Below are 18,769 nucleotides of genomic sequence, written 5' to 3' on the forward strand. Positions count from 1 at the left end.
GGGTTAGCGTGCCGGCGTGGACCTGCGTCATGTCGTGTCGTTCCTCGCCCTTGCCGACGAGCTGCATTTCGGAAGGGCCGCCGCGCGGCTGCACGTCTCCCAGCCCACGCTGAGTCAGCACCTGCAACGGCTGGAGCGCTCGATCGGCGTGGAACTGGTGGCCAGGACCTCGCACGAGGTACGGCTGACCGCCGCCGGCCGGGTGTTCCGTGAGCGGGCCGAGGACATCATGGCGCGGGTGGAACGGGCCGGGGAGGCGGCCAGGACCGCGGCGGCGGGCCGCCTGGGCACGGTCCGCGTGGGCTACAACCTTCCCGCCGGTCAACGGGTGCTGCCCGGCACGCTGGCCCGGTTCAACACCCGTCATCCGGGCGCCGACGTGGAGATGGTCGAGCTGAGGACCGGCCCGCAGTTGGCCGCGCTCGCCGACGGCCGGCTGGACGTCGCCATGGTGTACGGGCGGCCCACCACGCGAGGGCTGCGCAGCCGGCCGTTGATGCGGGTGCCGCTGGTGGCGGTCGTCGGGATGGCGCATCGCTGGGCGGGCCGGGCCGAGGTGCCGTTCCGGGCGCTGGACGAGGAGACCTGCATCCTGTTCCACCGGGACCAGTCGTCGGCGATGTACGACGCGATCCAGTCGGCGGCGCGCACCAGCGGCATCGAGCTGAACGTGGCCGAGGAGGTGGACGACCCGGGCGCCACGGCGATCATCGCCGCGGTCCGGCCGGTGGTCGGGTTCGCCTCCGCGGTGCGCGGCCGGCTGGCGGGCACGGCCGGGGGTCCGCGCACCACGGCGGTGCGGCTGTACGACCCCGTGCCGATCCTGGACCTGTACGCGGTGTGGAACGCCGATCACGAGCCCCTGGTGGCGGCATTCCTGCGCTGTCTGCCCGAGCCCGGGTCACTTCAGCCCTGACCTGACGAACGCGTTCACGATGTGCCGTTGCAGGACCACGTACAGCGCGAGCACCGGCAGACCGGCCAGCCCCGCCGTGGCCATCAGCGGCCCCCAGTCGTTGCCCTCGGTGCCCATGAAGCTGCGCAGGCCCAACTGGATCACCGCGTTCGACCGTTGCATCACCAGGGCGGGCCAGAAGTACTCGTTCCACGCGTTGATGAACAGCAGGATGCCCAGCGCGGCGAGCGCCGGCCGCAGCGACGGGACCACGACCGTCCACAGCGTGCCCCACGACGAGCGCCCGTCCATCCTGGCCGCGTCGAGCAGCTCCTTCGGAAAGTTCATCATGTGCTCGCGGAGCAGCAGGACGCCCAGCGCCGAGCACAACGTCGGGACGATCACCCCGGCCAGCGTCTCCAGCAGACCCAGTCGGACCAGCAGCGCGTAGTTCGGCAGCATCGTGACCTGGAACGGCACCAGCCAGGTGCCCACGAACAACAGGTGCGCGAGCCGCCGGCCGCGAAACCGCCAGGCGGCCATGGCGTACGCGGCCAGCAGGGCGACCAGCAGTTGGCCGATCGCGCTGACCACGGCGATGGTCGCCGTGTTCAGCAGCATCTCCGCGACGTCGTTCTTGGCGAACGCCTGACGGTAGTTCTCCAGCGACAACGGCCACGGCACCGGCGACTGGTCGTGAACGTCCCCGGGCGTCCGCAGCGAGGTCGCGTACAGCCAGTAGATCGGGAAGAGACAGGCGAGACTGAGCAGTGCGAGCACCGCGTGCCCGGCGGCCCGACGGAGCCTCATGCGCCCTCCTCCCGCGCCGTCCGGTCGGCCAGGCGCACCAGCACCGCCGCCGGCAGCATGAAGCCCACGAAGAACAGCATCCCGGCGGCGGCCGTGAGCCCCGCGTCATGGCTGCGGAACCCGTACTCCCACAGCAGGTAATAGACGGTGGTCGTCGATCCCGACGGCCCGCCCTGCGTCAGCGTGTCGATCAGCGGGAACGTCCACTGCGCCGACAGCAGCACGGTCATCAGCACCAGGAACGCCAAGGTCGGCGACAACAGCGGCAGCGTGATCCACCGGGTGATCTGGCCCCGCGACGCGCCGTCCACCCGCGCCGCCGCCGCGTACTCGGGGTCGATGCTGGCCAGCCCCGCCGAGACCACGAGCACGGCGAACCCGACGAGATGCCACCCGGCGATCACGATGATCGCCCACTGTGCCGTCGCGGTGTCGTTCAGCCAGTTGACGTCGGTGCGCAGCACGGCGTTCACCGCGCCCGCGCCGGGATCGAGCAGGAACATCCAGGCCACCGCTCCCGCGACCGGCGCGATGAGCATGGGAGCGAACACCATCCCCCGGTACGCCGCGCCCGTCCGGCCGCGCACCCCGCGCGTCAGCAGCCCGACCACGAGGGGGACCACCACGGTGAACGGCAGCATCCCGGCGATCACGACGAACGTCCGCCCGACCGATCGACCCAGCGCCGGCGTCGTCAGCAGCCGCTCGTAATTGGCCGTCCCGGCGGAGGTGAGCGGTGACGTCGGCAACAGGTCCCAGGAGTGGAACGACAAATGGAACGTCTGCGCCAGCGGCCAATACGTCCACACCACGAGCAGGATCAGCGCGGGTGCGAGATAGAGGTACGGCGGAGCCGCCCGCATCAGCCGCCGCGTCAGGGCGGGCCGCGTCGGGGCGGGCCGCGTCGCCGCGATCCCGTCGAACGGACGCGGCGGCGCGACCTCGACGAACGCGCCCGTCACCATGGCCCGGCCACGCTCTCGATGTACCGCACCCGTTCGGTCTCCGCCACGTCGTACACCTGCTCGGCCCGCGAGAGCGGAACGGCCGTCACCACCACGTCACCGCCGAACACGTCGATGCGGCTGAAGGAGGCGTCGGCGGCGGCCCGCAGCCTGCCCTTCGGCGGCACGGCGGCCAGGCCGTAGGCGAGCGCGGGCCCCACCCAGACCGGCACGCCCGCCACCGCGCCGCACGCCGCGTGGTGCGCGTGACCGGTCACCACGAGCCGGACGTCACCGCCCCTGATCACCTCGGCCAGCCGTTTCGCCCCCCGCAGCCGCAGCAGGTTGACGGTGGGGACCGGGGAGGGAACGGGCGGGTGATGGCACACCAGGATCGTGCCCCGGGGGGCGGGCGTGGCGAGGACGTCTCGGAGCCACTCCAGTTGTGGTTCGGAGAGGTGACCGTCGTGCTTGCCGGGCTCGGTGCTGTCCAGGATCACGGTTCGCAGCCCGTCGAGCATCCGCACCGTGTCGTACGGGCCGTTCCGCGCGGGGTCCTCGCCGAGCAGTTCGGTGCGGAAGGCGGCGCGTTGGTCGTGGTTGCCCATCGTGTACCAGACCTCGGCGCCGATCCTCCGCGCGACCGGCTCCACGAGGTCGCGCAGCCGCCGGTAGGCGAGGGGCGAGCCGTCGTCGGTGAGGTCGCCGGTGAGCAGCAGCGCCGCGACGGGGAGACCGGACTCCTCGATCATGTCGAGCGCGGCGCCGAGGTTCGCGGCCGTGTCGACGAGGCCGTGCATCCGTTCGCCCTCGGGCACGATGTGGGTGTCGGTGAGCTGGACGAACGTCAGATCGGGTCCGGTCACGGCAGCAGCCTCGCCAGTTCGTTCTGCTTGGCCTTGAGGGTGGCGTCGACGTCGGCGCCCTGGAAGACGGCGCTCTCCACGGCCGACATCATCCCGTCGCGCATCTGGAGGTAGTCGCCGCCGGGCATCGACACCCACGGGCGCATCCTCGCGAGCTGCTCCAGGTTGGGCTTGAGCAGGGGGTTCCGGTCGGCCCAGGGCTTGAGCCCCGCCGGGTCGCCGACCAGGCCGGTGCGCAACGGCAGGTACCCGATCTTGGTAGCGATCGTGGTGTAGCTCTGCTCGTTGGTGAGGAACCTGATCAGCTCCCAGGCGGCCCGACGCTTGGCCCGGTCCTTCGCGAAGACGAACAGCGCGGCGCCCGAGTTGGTGGGCGCGACCGGCTTGCCCGCGAACCCCGGCATCGCCGCCGCGCCCAGCTCCCATTTCCCGGCCGCCGCCTTCACGAACTGGCCCTGCACCGAGCTCGACTCCAGGAGCATGCCGAGTTCTCCCCGGGAGAACGCCTCGACGGCCTGCATCTGCGTGCGGTTGGGCATCACGCCGGAGGTCACCAGGTCCTGCATGGTGCGCACGGCCTCCGTCACGGGCGGCTCCGCGAACGTCAGCCGGGTGCGGTCGTCGGAGATCACCCGGCCGCCGTTGGACAGCGCGATCGCCTGGAAGCACCAGTCCTTGGCGGCCTTGGTCAGACAGTCCACGTAGACGCCGTCCTCGCCCTTCTTCTTGATGGCCTGGGCGGCGGTCTTCACCTCGGCCCAGGTCGTGGGCGGCTTGGCGGGATCGAGCCCCGCCTTCTCGAACAGGTCGGCGTTGTAGAACAGCACGGGTGTCGAGAGGACGAACGGCACTCCGTACGTCTTGCCGTTCCAGTCCCCGAGCGTTCGGGCGGTGGCGGCGTAGGGGTGCTTGGCCCCTTGGAAGTTCTTGGTGACCTCTTCCTTGCCTACGAGGTCGTCGAGGGGGAGGGCTTTGAGCTTGTTCACCGTGAAGTCCAGGTCGCTGAAGCCGATCTGGGCGACGTCCGGCGGGTTGCCGGTGGCGAGTTGGGCCTGGAGGCTGGAGACCGTGTCGGTGGCGGGGTTGGCGCTGTTGCCCTGCGGCTTCTGAGGGGTGACCTTGATGTTCGGGTGGGCCTTCTGGAAGGCGGCGATCAACTCATTGAACGTGTCCGTCCAGGGGCCGGCCTGGCCGAAGTTGTAGCTCTCCAGAACGATCGAGACCTTCTGGCCCTCGGCGAGTTCGGGGACACGGGTCACGGGCTCGTTCCCGGTCCCGGCGTCGGCGCCCAACCCACAGGCGGCGGTGAGGGCGAGCAGCGGCACCAGGGCGGCGGACAGTGATCTTCTCATCGGTGAATCCTTTGTGTGCCTCCGCCTCCATGGCGGGGGGACTTTTGATCGGGCGGCCTGGATGTTCTCGGTCGTTCGTCGTCAGGCGTTGGTGGTGACGGCCGCAGGGCGCCAGGCAAGCCTTCGTCCGCTGTCGGGATCGAAGAGGTGCAGGTGCTCGGGCCTCGCGGAAAGCCCCACACGCTCGCCGGCGACGAGCCCGAGGGGACGGGGACCGCGCACGCAGATCCGGGCGGCCCCCACCTCGCAGTGGGCGATCTCCTCACCGCCGAGGTTCTCCACGGCGATGACGACGCCCCGCAGGCCGGCCCGCTCGTTCGGCACGATCGTGAGGTGCTCCGGACGAAAGCCCAACGTCACGGGACGTTCGGGGACCCCTTCGCCGAGCCCGAGGGGAAGCTCCAGGTCATCGCCGCGCGCGACCCCGTCGCCGTTCAGGACGGTGTCCACGAGGTTCATCGGGGGAGAGCCGAGGAACCGCGCGACGAACACCGACGCCGGCGCGTCGTAGACCTCGGCCGGGCTGCCCGCCTGCTCCACCCGGCCCTCGTTCAGCAGCACGATCCTGGTGGCCATGGTCATCGCCTCGACCTGGTCGTGGGTGACGTACACGACGGTGGCCGCCAACGACCGGTGCAGCGCGACGATCTCGGCCCGCGTCGTGGCCCGCAACGTGGCGTCGAGGTTGGACAGCGGCTCGTCCATCAGGAACGCCCCGGGCTCGCGCACCAGCGCCCTGCCCAACGCCACGCGCTGCCGCTGCCCCCCGGACAACTCCCTGGGCTTGCGATCGAGGAGCCCGGTCAGCCCGAGCATCTCGGCGACCTTCGCGACCTCGGCCCGGATCTCGACCTTCGGCCTCCCCCGGGCGCGCAGCGGAAACCCGATGTTGCGGGCCACCGACAGATGCGGATACAGCGCGTAACCCTGGAACACCATCGCCAGGTCCCGCCGCTGCGGGGGAACGTGCGTGATGTCCTCCTCATCGAGCAGCACCCGCCCACCACTCGGCTCCAACAGCCCGGCGATCATGCGCAGCAACGTGGACTTGCCGCACCCGCTCGGCCCGAGCAGCACGAGGAACTCGCCGTCGGCGACGTCCAACCACACATCGTCCACGGCGGCGACCGCACCGAACCGGCGGGTCAGCCCTTGCAATCGAATCCGGCTCACACCGCGAAGCCCAACAGCACCCCGTGTCCACCCGGTGAACCCCGGATGTCCCCGATCAGCGAACCGAGCCCACCGTGAGCACCCTGACCTGCGCGAATACAGGCAGATCAGGGCATACCGCCATTGTGGAACCCAATCGCGCCAGTGCGATGCCCAACCCTCGCCGATGCCTTCGCTCGCCGCCCGACCAATTCCGTCAATAGCCCGCCGTAGCGTTGTCAGTGCGGATAGTTTCCCTCATGTGCCAACACAGATACATGACGTCGTGGCCGAGCTGTTCCGCTGGGAGCCGCTGCTGGCCGCCGGGCTGATCGAGGGCTGCGGTGTCGAGCTGCCCGAGATCAAGTCCGCCACCGACGTCTCCGAGTCGTTCACCGACCTGAAGACCACCGAGTTCACCGGCGACGCCGCCGTCTTACTGGAAGGACCCGACATCACCGTCGGGGTGGTGGTCGAGATCCAGCTCCGCGAGGACCCGCGCAAGCGATTCACGTGGCCCCTCTACATCCACACCCTCCGAGCCAGGAGGGAGTGCCCGGTCGCCCTCCTGGTGATCGCACCCAACGCGAGGGTCGCCCAGTGGTGCGCACAGCCGATCGACAGCGGCCACCCCGGCCACCGCCTGAGGCCGCTCGTTCTCCAGCCCGAGCATGTGCCGGTGATGACGGACCCTGAGGCCATCGCCGCCGAACCCGCCCTCGGCGTGCTCTCGGCGATGTTCCACAGCACCGGCGACACCGCCGAGCAGGTGATCACCGCAGTGAGGGACGCCGCCGGCCGGATCGCGCAAGACAGCGTCGCCGAGTCGGAGCGTTACTATGAGTACGTCTACGTGGTGATGCCAGAAGCTGCCAGTAGGAGCCTGGAGGCCCTCATGCACAACACTCCCATCCACGAGAGCCCGTTCGTCCGAGGCATCAAAAGCGGGGGCAAGGCCGAGGGCAAGGCCGAGGGCAAGGCCGAGGCGATTTTCACCGTGCTCGGTGCGCGGGGCATCGAGGCGAGCACGGAGGCGCGCGACCGCGTGCAAGGCTGCCGGGACGTGGAGCAGCTCGACGCCTGGCTGGTGCGGGCCGCCACGGTCGCGTCGGCCGAGGACCTTTTCGCCTGAGTTTTCCGTCACCACCGCACAGGGTCGGACGCATGTCGCCCGTGCGGTGATCTGGACATGCCCTTGGGGAGCTGGAGATGGCGAGTGATCCCGACGTCGATGGCATGCCCGTCGCTGAGCCGATGAGCGATCGGCTGCAAGAACTGTACGACCAGCACGTGGCTCGGATCAGCTTCTGGGCCAAGATCGAGTCGAAGCGGGAGGCGATGGCCGAGGCGGTTCTCATCGTGCTCGATACGCGGGAGTTCCCGCTGAATGAGCAGGTGCGGGATCGAGTCCTCCGGGAGCCGAGCTTTCTCCACCTCAGGACCTGGTTGTCGCAGGCCGTCACGGCGGAGGCGCCGGAGGACATCTTCGGTCTTGAGAGGCAAATCTGCAGATTTCCAGACTGGGTCCCCCGAGATCGCGACTTCATCACCTGACTGCGAGGTCTCCGTCAGCGGTCGTGGCGGAGGGCTTGGCCGATGTCGCCTACGCGGTCGGCCAGGAGGCCCAAGGCGCCTACGGCTCGGGTGATGCCGTCGTCGGCGTCGCCGCCGAGGGCCTTGGTGCGGAGGTAGGCCTGTTTGATGGTGTGCCATCGGTCGGCCTGGGCCGTGGTGAGGGTGCCGCGCAGGGAGGCGAGTTTGAGGAGGTTGGCCTCGGCGCCGGCGGCCAGGGTTTGGGATTCGCCCACGTAATGGTCGTAGATGAGGGCTTCGAGCTCGTCGTCGTTCATGACGGGGACGATGCGTTCGGCGAGCTTGTTCATGTTGCGGTAGGAGCCCTGGAGCTGGAACGGGGGCTCGGTGCGGGCGTCGTCGGACTGGGCGGCGGAGGCGATGTAGGCCTGGTTGGCGGACAGGACGATCTGCTGGACGCGCAGGAGTTTGCGCAGCACGGAGACGATCTGGTCCAGCTCGACCTGGGAGTACGGGTGGGAGAGGCGGTCGGGGCGCACCGAGTCGTCGCCCTTGGCCAGGCGTACCAACAACTCCAGGTCGGAACGGTCGCGGGTGGACAGCGGGGCCAGGACGGGGTTGGAGGTCAGGGCGTTCTCGATGTAGCTGAGGGCGAAGAGGTCGTCCCTGCCGGACAGCACGTCGCCCAGGTTCCACACGTCGGCGCGGTTGGCGAGCATGTCGGGGATGCGGAAGCGCCTGCCGGCCTCGGTGTACGGGTTGCCCGCCATGCACACCGCGAAGCGCTTGCCCCGCAGGTCGTAGGTGCGGGTGCGGCCGTTCCACACTCCCTCGATGCGGCGCTGGGCGTCGCACAGGGAGATGAACTTCTGCAGCAGCTCGGGGTTGGTGTGCTGGATGTCGTCCAGGTAGAGCAGCGTGTTGTTGCCCAACTCCAGCGCGAACGAGATCTTCTCGACCTCTTGGCGGGCGGTGGCGTTGGGCGCCTCCGCCGGGTCGAGGGAGGTGATGGTGTGGCCGAGCGAGGGGCCGTTCACCTTGACGAAGACCAGGCCGAGGCGGCTCGCCACGTACTCCATCAGGGTGGTCTTGCCGTAGCCGGGCGGTGAGATGAGCAGCAGCAGGCCCATCTGGTCGGTGCGTTTCGTGTCGCCGGACGCGCCGAGCTGTTTGGCGAGGTTGTCGCCGATCAGCGGCAGGTAGACCTCGTCCAGCAACCGGTTGCGGACGAACGCGCTCATCACCTTGGGCCGGTACTCCTCCAGCCGCAGCCGTTCCCGTTCGTGCGCCACCAGCTCGCCGCGCCGCTTCTGGTACGCGCGGTAGGCGGGGACGCGTTCGGCGCGGAACGCGCGGGTCCGCGCGAGGACCTCGTCGAGCCGCAGGTCGAGCCGCCGGTCGGCGATACGGGGATGGGCGCCGAGCAGCCCCTCCACGGTGGCGTCGAGGGAGGCGGACGACTCGCGGCGGGGCACCTCGGACCCGCACAACTCGATGGCGACGGCCTCCGCCAGGTACGCGTCGTCGCCCGCCGAGCCGCTGGACGTGAGGTAGGCGCGCAGCCACGCCTCGACGAGCTGATGACGGGCCGCCAGATCCTCACCCAGAGCGCGCAGGTCGTCCTCGAAGTCCTGCAGACCCTTCGACCCGCTCCCCCCGAGCGCCCTGCGGAACCGCTCGAGGAGCGCACGCGCCGCCACCCCTGTCACGAACCCGAACGGCGCGGACACCAGCTCCTCGAACAGATACTCCCCGGCCGCCCCACCACCGGCGGACATGCCGCCCGGCAGGCCGGCACCGAAGGGTGGATGGGCCGGCAGGCCGGCACCGGAAGGCGGGCGGCTCAGCAGGCCGGCACCCGAGGGTGCGTGGCCCGGCGGTACGGCACCGGCGGGCGCGTGGCCCGGCAGGCCGGTACCGGAGGGTGCGTGGCCCGGCGGTACGGCACCGGCGGGCGCGTGGGCCGGCAGGCCGGTGTCGGTAGGTGGGTGGGTCGATGGTGCGGTGGTGGAGGGTGGGGTGGTGTCGGGGAGTGCGTGCCGGGTGGAGAAGGTCGTGATGGCGTCGTTCAGCTCTGTGCACAGCTCCGCGATGGCGGGGGAGTCGCCGAAGGCGGTACGGGCGCGGCCCAGGGAGGTGGCTCGGCGGGACCAGAGGGCTCGACTCGACTCGTCCGTTCCGTGGGCCCAGAAGAGTTGGGCGGCGGCACGGGCGGCCGGGGGGTAGCGGAGCAGGCCCGCCTCGGAGTGCAGGCGCAGCAGCGCTTCGAGGATCAGGGCGGCGTCGTGGTCGTGGACGCCCCGCTCGTACCCCTCGTCGTAGCGGGACTCGGCGGCCCGGCGGACGACGTCCGGCAGCGTCCCGTCGGTCGCCGCCGCGTGCAGGGTGTCGAGGTCGCCCGTGGCCAGGATCGAAGAGGCCAGGTGCTCGGCGCGGTAGACCTCCGGGGACTCCGACACCAGGAGCTGGTCCCAGAACGGGCGGGTCTCCGCGAACCCCTCGTCCGACACGGGGGAGCGGTAGTCGGTGCCGGTGACCGCGTACGCCATGCCGTCCTCGTGCGGGACGAGGGTGAGGTCGATCGGCTGGGTGTTGACGGCGAAGCGGTGCCGGCCGAGGCGGAGGGTCTCGCCGCCGTCGGTGAACAGGTCGGCGCGGTCGCGCAGGGACCGTCCGGCCTCTTGGCGGGCGGCCTTGACGCGGCCCTCCAGCTCTTCGGCGCGGACGGCGTCGCCGAGGGCGCGCAGGTCGGCGGCGACGCTGCGGAGCTTGGCCACCATCGGGTCGGCGGCGAAGTAGGTGTTGATCTCGTCCAGCGAGGTCAGGCCCGCGACGCGGCGGCGGACGCCGGCGAGCGTCCGGTCGGCGGAGGCGGCGAGCCGGTCGGCGCGGCGGGCCCGCTCGTCCATCAGGGACTGCTTGCGGGCGGAGAACGCCTCGTAGACGTCGTCCCGCTTGGCGGTCAGCTCGGCGAGGAAGTCGTCGAAGTCGCCGAAGCGGGCCTCGAGGTTCTCCAGTTGGAGCATCAGCCGGCCCAACTGCTCGTCGCAGCGGTCGGGGGTGTCGGCGACCGCCAGCGCCCCGGTGACGGCCTGGCCGAGCAGCGCGAACTCGGCGGCGAACGCGGCGCGGCCCTCGGTGGCCAGCAGCTCCCTGCGGCGCGCCTCCAGGGTGGCGCGGGCCCGGTTGACGCCGCCGAGGACCTCGCCGATCCGTTCCAGGATGCGGGTGCGGACGGTGGCGTCGGCGATGTCCAGCGACCCGACGACCTCGGTCACGGTCGAAAGGCCCGCCGACTGCTCGGCGAGCCGTGCGCCGAGGGGCTCGGCGGCGGCGACGGTGGTGATCTCGCCGGCCTCGACGACCAGTCGTTCGACGTCCTCGCGGTAGCCGGTGAACGCGTCCTCGCCCTGGAGGAACGACACCGCGCGCCGCCCCGCGCCGGTCAGCTCGGCGGCCAGGTCCGTGTCGAGCCGGTCGAGGCGTTCGGTGTCGACGTGGCGCAGCTCCCGCAGCGTGACCAGGTGGCCCTGCTCGCGGCGGAGGGCGGCGAGTCGGTCGACCCACGCGTCGGCGGTCTTGGGGGCCTCGCCGCGCAGCAGCCGCACCAGCGACGTGATCTTGGTGGCGGCCTCGTCCACCGCCTGTCGGGCCTGGTCGGTGAGGGCCTGGACGTTCTCGAACTCCTCCAGCACCTGCTCGGCCGCCGACCGTACGGCCGTCAGCGGGGCCCGCAGGTCGCCCAGGTCCGCCTCGCCCAGCCAGTGGTAGTGGTCGAAGACCCGGGCGCAGGCCGCGATCAGTCCCTCGAAGACGGCGGTGGACGGCGCCATCTCGCCCACCATCCGGGACACCGACAGACAGTCGGAGATGCCCCGCACCAGCTCCGCGTTGCCGACCCGTTCGAGCGGGCCGGTGCCGACGGGTTGCGCGGCGGCGTACGCGTCCGACAGGTACGGCGTCTGCCACACCTGCATCGGGTGGACCCGCGTCGGCTCCTCGGAGACGGCGCGGAACACCACGAGCGTCCCGTCGTCGAACAGCGAGTACCCGTGGCACGGCAGCGGCGCCGCGACCTCCTTGCGGATCACGTTGTACGGCAGCAGCAGCGAACGGCCGTCGGCGCGGGAGTGGAAGACGTACAGCACGTCCTCGCCGTTGGTGGAACGGATGACCCGTTCGAACTCCAGGCCGGTGACGTCGGTGTCGAACGTCCGGGCGACCCCGGTGGTCAGGTAGTAGCCGCCCGGGAAGATCAGCCCGTGGTCCTCGGGGAGCCGCCGGCACGCCTGCCCGATCCCGTCGAGCCTGGTGACCTGCTTGGTGCGGGTGTTGAAGACCAGGTGCCGCCACACCGTCTCGTTGTACGGGCGGACGCGCAGCAGGATCAGCGAGCCGATCCGGGCATAGTGGACGTCGGCGTCCGCGAGGCTCTGCAGCGGCTCGTCCACCGGCTCGCCGTAGACGCCCTCGCCCGTCTCGGTGTTGTTCTCGATCTTGATGGTGAGGTCGCCGCCGACCGTCTCCACGAATACCTCGTCCTCGATCGAGATGTGCGGGTGGCGGCCGAGCACGTGCTGTTCGCGGGTCGTCTCGACCCACGCGAAGTCGTGCGAGGGCGGGAACACGTGGTCGCGTTCGCCCCGGTCGTCGATGTACGAGACCGCGCCGTCCGTGTCGACCTTCCAGCGCAGCACCCGGATGTCGGCGGTGCCGGCCCCGGTCTGGAACACCGCCAGGAGCTTGCCGTCCAGCCGGCGGAGCTGCATGAGCCGGGTGTCGCGGTAGTAGCGGTAGAGCTCCGCGAAGTCCTTCTCGAAGCCGGGCTCGCGCAGCAGGCCCGGGGCGTCCATGTCCTCGAAACGGAAGGCGTCGCCGTCGCGGGCGAAGCGGTGCACGGAGAAGACGTCGTCGATCGTCGTCTCCGGCTTCAACCCGAGGAACACGTTGTAGCCGAACAGCATCACACCCTGCCGCCCGCCCGACACCGCGACGATGTCCCGGGGCACGCAGTTGTTCTCGGTACGGATCCGCTCGGTGCCCAACAGCCGCAGCTCGGTGCTGCCGAACACCTCGACGCGCCGCGCGTTCAGCGCCTCCGCCCGGCGGGCCAACTCGGCGGCCTGCTCCGTCAGCCGCGCCCGCAGCACCTCGTACGTACCGCTGTCCAGGGCCGCGCCCTCGGGGAGGGGCGAGGGCGCGGCGTCGGCGGGGGTGTTCGTCATCGGCTCAGTGGTCGGTGTTGTTGACGGCCTTGACCGTCGACACCGGGGCGGGGACGGCGGCGGGGGCGGAGGCGGTCAGGGTTCCGACGGGGCTGTCGGCCACGCCGAGCTTCTCGGCGGTGGTCAGCAGCCTGGTCAGCTTGTCGGTGTCCGGGCCGCCGGCCCTGATCAGCTTCACCAGCAGGGCGGACAGGGTGAGGTCGCGGACGCCGCCGGTGTCCAGCGAGCCGAGCAGGCGGGTGAGGTCCTCGGTGAAGCGGCCCTCGCCCTCCAGCCAGGGGCCCGCCAGGGTGCGGCTGACCTGGGAGTTGTCGATGAAGCCGTCGATGCTCTTGCCGAGGGCGACGGAGCCGACCAGCTTGTCGAGGAAGACCGTGTCGCCGCCGACGATGCTGATGTCGGCCTTCTCCAGCCCGGCCGCCAGCACACCCGCCTGCTGTTCGGCGACCTGGCGGTGCATCTCGATGCCGGCCATCCGGATGTCCCGCTCGGCCTCCAGCCGCAGGCGGTACTCCTCGTGCCCGCGGGAGGCGTCCGACAGCTTGGCCATGGCCTCGGCCTTCTCGGTGAGGCCCTCCGCCTCGGCCTTGAGCTTCTCGGCGATGCCCTCGGCGAACGCCAGCGCCTTGTCCTTCTCGCCCTCGGCCTCGGCCTGCAGCCGGTCGCGGACCGCGCCGGCCTCGACGGCCCGACGCTCGCGCTCGACGGCGGCCTGCGCCATGCCCTCGCGCTCGGCGGCCTCCGCGGCGCGCTCGCGGATCTGCGCCTCGACCAGGCCCTCCTTCTCGGTGGCCTGGACGGTGCGCTCGCGGATCTGGACCTCGATCAGGCCCTCCTTCTCCACGATCTCGGCGTTGCGGGCCCGGACCTGGGCCTCCGCGAGACCGGGGGCGGCCTGCTCGGCCTGCACACCCTCGGCCAGCCGGATCTTGGCGCGGGCGTCCAGATCGGCGGTCTGCTGCCGGGCCTCGGCCAGCAGCAGCTCCTCGCGGGCCTTGAACTTGGCCGCGGCCTCCGCCGCCTCGGCCGCCTTGATGTCCTTGACCAGGGCCTCCTGCGCCTCGGCCTCGGCCTGGATGACCAGGGCCTGCCGGGTGCGCTCGGCCTCCTCGAGGGTGCGCAGGCGCTTGATGTTCTCCTCCTGCTCGGCCACCGTCTTCTCGACGGCGATGCGCTCGCGGACGACCTCGGCGATGTCGCGCTTCTCGCCCTCGACCTCCTTGTCGGCGGCGATCCGGGTCAGCTCGGTCTCCCGCTCGCGGGCGATGACCTCCAGCATCCGGTCCTTCTCGATGCGCTCGGTCTCGATGGCGAGGACCCGTTCGCGGTTCTTCTCCGCCACCGAGATCTCGCGGGCCTTGTTCTCCAACTGGACGCCGAGCTGCTCGTCGGTGCGGATGCCGGCGGTCTGCGCCTTGAGCCGCTCCTCGGCCTGCACCCGGGCGGTCTCGGCCTCCTCGCGGGCCTTCATGGTCTCGATCTCGCGCCGCTGCTTGGCCTCCGCGTCGGCCTCCCGCCGCCGGAGCTCCAGGATGGCCTCCCGGGCGTCCACGTTCTGTCGGGTGATCTCCTTCTCCTCGTTGCGCTCGAACTCGTTGGTGCGCACGTGCTCGATCGCGGTCAGCTCGGTGATCTTCCGGATGCCCTGGGCGTCGAGGATGTTCGCCTTGTCCAGCGAGGACATCGGCGTCTGCTCCAGGTAGTCGATGGCCGCGTCCTCCAGGCTGTAGCCGTTGAGGTCGGTGCCGATGACGCGGATGATGTGGTCGCGGAACTCCTCGCGCCGCGTGTACAGGTCCACGAAGTCCAGGTGCTTGCCGACGGTCTTGAGCGCCTCGGAGAACTTGGCGCTGAACAGCTCCTGCAGGGTCTCCTGACTGCTGGCCCGTTCGGTGCCGATGGCCTGGGCGACCTTGATGACGTCCTCGGTGGTCTTGTTGACCCGGACGAAGAACGTGATCCGGATGTCGGCGCGGATGTTGTCCTTGCAGATCAGGCCCTCACGGCCGGTCCGCGCGATCTCGATGGTCTTCACCGAGATGTCCATCACCTCGGCCTTGTGCAGCACCGGCAGCACCACCGCGCCGGTGAACGTCACGTCCACCTTGCGCACCTTGGAGATGATCAGCGCCTTGCCCTGTTCCACCTTGCGGAACAGCCGGCTGGTGACGATCACCAGCCCGAGGGCGATCAGCAGGACGACGGCGATGAGGACGCCGAGGCCCAGGGTGATGGAGTCCATCTCGGGTTCCCTTCAGGGGGTCGTTCAGGTCGTTCAGGTCGTTCAGGAGAGGCGCCGGTCGGGGTCGAGGTCCGCGTCGTAGGGCATCACCCGGAAGAACTCGCCGACCGTGTCGTAGTCGAAGATCAGTGCCGTGCTGCCGGAGGTCAGCGGCTCCTCGGTCTCTTGGCGGACCTGGATGATCGCCGACGAGCCGTCCGTCGAGGTGATCTCCGCCTGACCGAAGTCGGGGCCCACCCGGGACGTCCGGATCACGCACATCCGCCCCACGAAGTCCTGCCGGGACGACTCGCGGGTCCGCGGCAGCGCCTTGCGCAGCGGCATCACCACCAGACAGGTGACGAGCCAGGCGCCCACCAGCGCGAGGGTCAGGGCCACCAGCCCCAGGGCGATGGCGAGCGGCGAGGAGAGGTCGAAGGAGTCCACCACGACGGCACCCACCAGACTGAAGAACCAGGAGAAGGCGATGAGCAGCGACAACGCCACCGTCACGGGCACCTCGCCGATCCGGAGCCACCCGGCGAACCCGGCGAGGCCCTCGGTGTCGGCGTCGCCGTCGAGCAGCTCCAGGTCCGCGGCGCCCAACACCACGAACAACCAGTAGGCGACGACCACGATGAGCGAGAAGGTGAACAGCGCCGTCGGAAAGCCGAGAACGACACGGACGAACTCGCCCATCACACGCCCTCCCCCGTCGACACCCGAGCCCCACGAGGGTCGGGACCGTTGTCGACGCGGCGGAGGAACGGAACGCCGGCGCAGCCCAGGGAACGGCCCTGACACCTTTGCCGACCAGACTTCCCGGCGCACCTGGGGGCGAACTTTACAGAAAGAGCGCGATCCTGCCTAGTCGTCGGGTGTGCCCCCGTCCGCCCGGATCCCTTCATCGCACTCATGGCAGTGGGACGGGGTCGACACCGGATCCGTTCCGTCCCGAAACGCGCGCCTCGCGTGCCGTGCCCGCCCGGAGTGACCGAGCGTGCATTTATCCACGGTCGCGCAGCGGTCCTTGGCGGACTCGTTTCGGAATGTCCGTGTGTGGGACCGTTGCCACCTGCGAGAACGGACGGACCGGCCGCCACCTGCGCCGTGCGCGGTGACCGGATCCGGCCGCAACAGGGCATTGATCCTTTCTGTCATATTGGCCGTGACAAGCCATGGAGGAGAGGGCGATGCCCGCTGTTTCGCCGTTGGGACCGGGTGACCCCCGGCAGGTGTCCGCGTTCCGCTTGCTGGGCCGTCTGGGCGAGGGCGGTCAGGGCACCGTGTTCCTCGGGCGGGACGCCGACGGGCGTCGGGTGGCGGTCAAACTGCTGCACGCCCGGCTCGCCTCGGACGAGCGGGCGCGGGCCAGGTTCGCCGCCGAGGTCAGGCACGCCGAACGCGTCGCGGCGCTCTGTACGGCACCCGTGATCGCCACCGACGTCGACGGGGACGTCCCCTACATCGTCAGCGAGTACGTGGACGGCCCGTCGCTGGCGGCGGTGGTGGCCGCCGAGGGGCCCCGGTCGGGCGCGGCGCTGGACCGGCTGGCGATCGGGACGATCACGGCGCTGGCGGCGATCCACGGCGCCGGCGTCGTCCACCGCGACTTCAAGCCGAGCAACGTGCTCCTGGCCGACGACGGGCCCCGGGTCATCGACTTCGGGATCGCCCGGGCGCTGGACGACGCGAAGCGCGTCTCCAGCGCGGCGGTGGGGACGCCCGCCTACATGGCGCCCGAACAGATCGAGGCGCAGGACGTCGGCCCGCCCGCCGACGTGTTCGCGTGGGGCTGCACGATGGTGTTCGCCGCGACCGGCGCGCCGCCGTTCGGCAACGACGCGATCCCGGCGGTGCTGCGCCGGATCCTGCTCGAACCTCCGGACACCGGGTCACTGGGCGAGCCGTTGCTGGGCCTGGTCCGCCGCTGTCTGGACAAGGACCCGGCCGGGCGGCCCACCGCACAGCAGATCCTCATCCGGCTCCTCACTCGGGCGGGCGCGCTGCCCGCCGCGGAGACCTCTCCCGAGAACGTCCTCGAACAGGGCGAACGGTTCGCCGCGACCCCCATCGACGGTCCGGCGGGAGGCCCCGGGAACGGACCTCGGCGCGGTCGTCGGGGGATCGCCGCCCTGACCGGCGGGGCCGGTGCGCTGGTGGCGGTCGGGGCGGCGGTGGTCCTGATCGTGACCATGGCCGACACGGGCCGCACGGGCGGCACGGGCGGCCCCCGTCCCGGCGCTTCGTCGCCGCCACCGACCGGTCCGCAGTTGAACGCGATCATGGCCCCGCCGACGTTCATCGACCCGTCCAACGCCTCCAGTGACGGCCGGCCGATCGTCTCCCAGCTCTTCACCGGGCTCGTTCAGATCGGCAGGGACGGCACGGTGCGGCGACGGTTGGCCACCGACCTCCGCGCCGACCCCACCTGCCGGACCTGGACGATCGACATTCGGTCCGGCACCCGGTTCTCCAACGGGGAGCCGGTGGACGCCGCCGCGTTCGTCCGAGGGTGGACGCGGGCCGCGCAGTCGAAGGAGTACGCCGTCGGGGTCCTGATGGCCGACATCGAGGGCTACACGGACCTGCTCACGGAACGGACCAACACGTTCGCCGGCCTGCGCGCCGGGGCGGGCGGGATGGAGGTCAAGCTCACCGCGCCCGACTGCGAGTTCGACAAGCGGCTGGGCAACACGGTCTTCTTCCCCGTGCCGGTGACCGCCGGGGCCCCCGACAACAAGACCTACAACGATCGGCCGATCGGCAACGGGCCCTTCACCGTGGAGTCGTACACGCCGTCCCGGCACGTCGTCCTCAAGCGCAACCCGTCGTGGGCGTTCGCCTCCAAGGGGAAGGCGACACCGGGGCGGGTCGTCATCGACCTGAGCGAGGACTACTCGGTCCGGGGCGTCTCGGGCATCACCTCCGGCGCGTACGACCTCGCCGACGTGGCGAACAACGACCTCGGCACGGCCCAGTCCCGCTTCGCGGACGACGGTCGCCTGCGCACGCAGCCCGTCGCCGGCACCGGGTTCCTGCTGCCGGTCACGACCCGTGGGGCGATGAAGAGCCGCGAGGCGAGGCTTGCGGTCTCGTTCGCCCTCGACCGCAAGGCGATCACCGCCGCGTTGTTCGCCGGGACGCATCCGCCCAGCACCGGGCTGGTGCCCGCGCCCGTCCCCGGGTTCACCGGGGAGCGCTGCCGGTCGTGCGCCCGCCCCGATCCGAGCACCGCGCGGTGGTACGCCGAGCGGGCCGGGCTCGGCCGGGGCACCGCCATCACGCTGCTGTCACGAGGCGACGGCCCCGCCCGCTGGCCCGATCTCATCGAGCAGCAGCTCGAGGACTCCCTCGGCTGGAAGGTGAAGATCACCACGGTCGACACGTTCGAGGCATGGCGCGAGGCCATCAGCGCCGAGGACGGCCCGGCGTTGGCGACGTACGGATGGTTCAGCGACTACCCGTCGGCGTTCAGCTTCCTGCACCAGATCCTGGGCGGCGACCAACTGCCCACCGCGACCGGCGGCGGGTTCAACTACGCCGGCTGGCGCAACGCGGGCTTCGACCGTGAGCTGTCCGCCGCGCGTACCCAGCCCGACGAGGCCACCCGCATCCGTCACCTGCGCAAGGCCGAAGATCTCGCGCTGGACGACATGGCGCTCATCCCGCTGTGGAACTACACCGCCGTCACCCTGACGAACCGTCGGTTCACCGACGTCCCCACCGACTTCTACGGGAGCCCCGACTTCGGCGACACCGGACGGTGAC

At 70.8% G+C, this 18,769-nt stretch carries 12 protein-coding genes; 4 read left to right on the forward strand and 8 right to left on the reverse strand.

Annotation, left to right across the window (positions count from 1 at the left end):
• Positions 1 to 16: 16 nt before the first annotated feature.
• The gene (locus tag DFJ69_RS15335; protein ID WP_116023118.1) at positions 17 to 916 is read left to right on the forward strand and encodes a LysR family transcriptional regulator; all 900 of its coding nucleotides are present in this window, start codon (positions 17 to 19) and stop codon (positions 914 to 916) included.
• On the opposite strand, the gene DFJ69_RS15340 is transcribed toward DFJ69_RS15335, so the two are convergent.
• The 5 genes from DFJ69_RS15340 to DFJ69_RS15360 form a co-directional block, all read right to left on the reverse strand.
• Positions 902 to 1,705: a carbohydrate ABC transporter permease gene (locus DFJ69_RS15340; RefSeq protein ID WP_116023119.1), complete on the reverse strand. Its 804-nt coding sequence runs from the start codon at positions 1,703 to 1,705 to the stop codon at positions 902 to 904. The genes DFJ69_RS15335 and DFJ69_RS15340 overlap by 15 nt on opposite strands.
• Positions 1,702 to 2,670 carry a carbohydrate ABC transporter permease gene (locus DFJ69_RS15345; protein WP_116023120.1) on the reverse strand — a complete coding sequence of 323 codons (969 nt, stop codon included), beginning with the start codon at positions 2,668 to 2,670 and terminating at the stop codon, positions 1,702 to 1,704. The genes DFJ69_RS15340 and DFJ69_RS15345 overlap by 4 nt, the downstream gene beginning before the upstream one ends.
• Positions 2,664 to 3,515, reverse strand: a complete 852-nt coding sequence (locus tag DFJ69_RS15350) for a metallophosphoesterase (protein ID WP_116023121.1) — start codon at positions 3,513 to 3,515, stop codon at positions 2,664 to 2,666. Before DFJ69_RS15350 ends, DFJ69_RS15345 begins: the two co-directional genes overlap by 7 nt.
• The gene (locus DFJ69_RS15355; RefSeq protein WP_116023122.1) at positions 3,512 to 4,867 is read right to left on the reverse strand and encodes an ABC transporter substrate-binding protein; all 1,356 of its coding nucleotides are present in this window, start codon (positions 4,865 to 4,867) and stop codon (positions 3,512 to 3,514) included. Before DFJ69_RS15355 ends, DFJ69_RS15350 begins: the two co-directional genes overlap by 4 nt.
• A gap of 81 nt (positions 4,868 to 4,948) precedes the next feature.
• The gene (locus tag DFJ69_RS15360; RefSeq protein WP_281275853.1) at positions 4,949 to 5,986 is read right to left on the reverse strand and encodes an ABC transporter ATP-binding protein; all 1,038 of its coding nucleotides are present in this window, start codon (positions 5,984 to 5,986) and stop codon (positions 4,949 to 4,951) included.
• 295 nt (positions 5,987 to 6,281) lie between these two features.
• On the opposite strand from DFJ69_RS15360, the gene DFJ69_RS15365 reads away from it, so the two are divergent.
• A complete protein-coding gene (locus DFJ69_RS15365) occupies positions 6,282 to 7,151 on the forward strand; it encodes a hypothetical protein (RefSeq protein ID WP_147312315.1) in 870 nt (289 codons plus the stop codon).
• A 77-nt stretch (positions 7,152 to 7,228) separates the two neighbouring features.
• Positions 7,229 to 7,573 (forward strand): hypothetical protein, encoded by a 345-nt coding sequence (locus tag DFJ69_RS15370; protein WP_116023125.1) that lies wholly within the window; start codon positions 7,229 to 7,231, stop codon positions 7,571 to 7,573.
• A 14-nt stretch (positions 7,574 to 7,587) separates the two neighbouring features.
• Here DFJ69_RS15370 and DFJ69_RS15375 read toward each other — a convergent pair whose 3' ends face one another.
• The 3 genes from DFJ69_RS15375 to DFJ69_RS15385 are packed head-to-tail and all read right to left on the reverse strand — an operon-like array spanning position 7,588 to position 15,697.
• Positions 7,588 to 12,777 (reverse strand): DNA repair ATPase, encoded by a 5,190-nt coding sequence (locus DFJ69_RS15375; protein ID WP_116023126.1) that lies wholly within the window; start codon positions 12,775 to 12,777, stop codon positions 7,588 to 7,590.
• Positions 12,778 to 12,781: 4 nt separating this feature from the next.
• Positions 12,782 to 15,019: a flotillin family protein gene (locus DFJ69_RS15380; protein WP_116023127.1), complete on the reverse strand. Its 2,238-nt coding sequence runs from the start codon at positions 15,017 to 15,019 to the stop codon at positions 12,782 to 12,784.
• 42 nt (positions 15,020 to 15,061) lie between these two features.
• A complete protein-coding gene (locus DFJ69_RS15385; protein ID WP_116023128.1) occupies positions 15,062 to 15,697 on the reverse strand; it encodes an OB-fold-containig protein in 636 nt (211 codons plus the stop codon).
• A 494-nt stretch (positions 15,698 to 16,191) separates the two neighbouring features.
• Here DFJ69_RS15385 and DFJ69_RS15390 point away from each other — a divergent pair, with 494 nt between their 5' ends.
• The gene (locus DFJ69_RS15390) at positions 16,192 to 18,768 is read left to right on the forward strand and encodes an ABC transporter substrate-binding protein (protein ID WP_170177666.1); all 2,577 of its coding nucleotides are present in this window, start codon (positions 16,192 to 16,194) and stop codon (positions 18,766 to 18,768) included.
• The last annotated feature ends 1 nt before the right edge of the window (position 18,769 follow it).

It is taken from the genome of Thermomonospora umbrina (genome assembly GCF_003386555.1).
Taxonomy (GTDB): domain Bacteria; phylum Actinomycetota; class Actinomycetes; order Streptosporangiales; family Streptosporangiaceae; genus Thermomonospora; species Thermomonospora umbrina.